The organism is Pseudoalteromonas sp. Z1A6, assembly GCF_011378745.1.
GTDB lineage: Bacteria > Pseudomonadota > Gammaproteobacteria > Enterobacterales > Alteromonadaceae > Pseudoalteromonas > Pseudoalteromonas arctica.
In genome coordinates this window covers 1-2,428 of record NZ_WTKW01000484.1, presented here as the reverse complement: position 1 = coordinate 2,428, position 2,428 = coordinate 1, and the positions used below count along the sequence as shown (strand labels likewise).

The window sequence follows — 2,428 nt, the reverse complement described above, 5'->3', positions numbered from 1 at the left end:
ATTTATAAAATGTAGATCAGGAAATATGTCAAAAATCCGTTCAATGAGTTTAACCACTCGCATCATGATTGGTATGGCGCTTGGGGTTACTGTAGGTTTTATATTTCAGGCTATATTAGCTGGTGAAGACGATTATCTAATACCACTTGGGTTATTCTCTTTGCCAATTAAAGCCTTTTTTGTTGATGGTATTTTCCATGTTGGTGGTCAAATATTCATTGCCAGCTTGAAAATGTTAGTTGTGCCTCTTGTTTTTGTATCGCTTGTTTGTGGTACCTGTAGCTTAAGTGACCCTAAAAAACTAGGCCGCCTAGGTGGTAAATCTATTGGTTTATATTTATTAACTACAGCTATTGCTATAACAGTGGCGATTACACTTGCCTTATTATTTAGCCCGGGTGAAGGTATAAGCTTGCCATCTAATGCAACCTACGATGCTAAAGAAGCACCTACCCTTGCACGTGTAATTATAGATATGTTTCCTACAAATCCTTTTGAAGCAATGGCCAAAGGCAATATGCTTCAAGTTATTGTGTTTGCACTTTTATTTGGTGTAGCAATGGCATTAAGTGGTAAAGCAGGAAAACGTGTTGCTACCGTATTTGAAGATTTAAACACTGTGATTTTAAAACTAGTTACGCTTTTAATGAATATTGCCCCTTATGGCGTGTTCTTTTTAATGGCAAAACTGTTTACAACAATTGAGCTTAACTTAATTGTGAGCTTAGCGAAGTACTTTGGCGTTGTAGTGCTTGCACTGTTATTACATGCTTTTGTAAACTACACATTGCTTTTAAAAATATTAACGGGCTTAAACCCGCTTATTTTCTTAGCAAAAATGAAGCACACATGCTTATTTGCATTTAGTACCTCGAGCTCAAGCGCAACTATGCCTATTACACTTGAAACTGCTACTAAAAAGTTAGGTGCTAATAACTCGGTTGCCTCATTTACTATCCCACTGGGTGCTACCATTAACATGGATGGCACTGCCATCATGCAAGGTGTGGCTACCGTGTTCATTGCACAAGTGTTTAGTGTCGATTTGACAATATCTGATTATTTAATGGTTATATTAACAGCAACACTTGCCTCTGTAGGTACAGCAGGCGTACCTGGTGTTGGTTTAATAATGCTGGCAATGGTACTTAACCAAGTTGGCTTACCTGTAGAAGGGATTGCAATTATTATCGGTGTAGATAGATTACTTGATATGACACGTACAGCAGTTAATGTAACCGGCGATTGTATGGTTACCTGTGTTGTTGCCAAGTCTGAAGGTGAGCTAGATGAGAGCATTTTTAACGACCCTAATGCAGCTAAAGACTTAGAAGATTATCATAAATCTATTGACTCATAAGCTACATTTATACAGCTATAAAAAAACCTTGATGCAATCCATCAAGGTTTTTTTCGAGTAAAAATAATTTAACTGAATCCTGAAAAAGATTCTAATCTAAGGATTTAACAACTTAAACTTAGAAAGTAAGTTTATTCCCACTTTATTTACACCACTACTCAAGCCAAGAGCTAGCTTATCGCTCAACCCTTTTTTAACTTTGTATTTAATCTTATAAATTTGGCGCTCATGTTGCTGCTCTAGCAATGCATCATCACTTGTTTTTATAACATCTACCAAGCCTTTATCAATTGCTTGAGTTGCAAACCAATGCTCACCTGTCGCAACTAAGTTTATATCTAAGCTTGGACGTTGAGTGCTTACAAACGTTTTAAATAAACCATGTGTTTGTTCAATTTCTTCACGAAATTTTTCACGGGCCTTATCTGTGTTTTCACCAAATAAAGTAAGTGTGCGTTTAAATTCACCTGCTGTTATTTGCTCAAATTCAACATCATTTTTCTTTAATATTTTATTAAAGTTAGGTATTTGAGCTATCACACCAATAGATCCAACTATTGCAAAAGGCGCTGCAAGTATCTCGTCCGCGACACACGCCATCATGTAACCACCACTTGCTGCCACTTTATCAATTGCAACACTTAGAGGAATACCCGCACTTTTAATACGCTGTAACTGAGATGCAGCAAGTCCGTAGCCATGTACAACACCGCCACCACTTTCTAAACGAATAAGTACTTTGTCTTTACTTGGATCGGCAATAGAGATAATAGCCGTTATTTCTTCTCGTAAGCTTTCTACTTCGTGAGCGTCCATACTACCCACAAAGTCAATTACATATAAACGAGGTTTAGGCTCATCTTTATCTGCTTTTTTACTCTTTGATTTAAGTTGTTTTTGATGCGCTTTAAACTCTTTTTTACCCAACGTATTTTGTAAAAAACTTTCTTTAAGTTCAACTAGCTGCTCTGATATATCATCAATTTGTATTTCACCTTTTTTGGCCTTTGGCTTAACTGCAGCGCCAACTATTAGCATTAAAACAACTGCGATAGCGATAACAAAAGT

General features: G+C 36.7%; 2 protein-coding genes. One reads left to right on the top strand and one right to left on the bottom strand.

The genetic code is table 11. The features are described 5' to 3' along the window. Positions 1 to 25: 25 nt before the first annotated feature. Positions 26 to 1,360, top strand: coding sequence for a dicarboxylate/amino acid:cation symporter (locus GQR46_RS18740; protein ID WP_007582590.1), 1,335 nt, complete (start codon positions 26 to 28; stop codon positions 1,358 to 1,360). A gap of 96 nt (positions 1,361 to 1,456) precedes the next feature. Here the strand turns inward: GQR46_RS18740 and sohB are convergent. After that, a partial coding sequence (gene sohB, locus GQR46_RS18735; protein WP_240922927.1) for a protease SohB occupies positions 1,457 to 2,428 on the bottom strand: 972 nt, incomplete at its 5' end.

Excerpts from the sequence above, each read along its gene's own strand:
- GQR46_RS18740 (WP_007582590.1), top strand. The coding sequence starts at position 26 with ATGTCAAAAATCCGTTCAATGAGTTTAACCACTCGCATCATGATTGGT.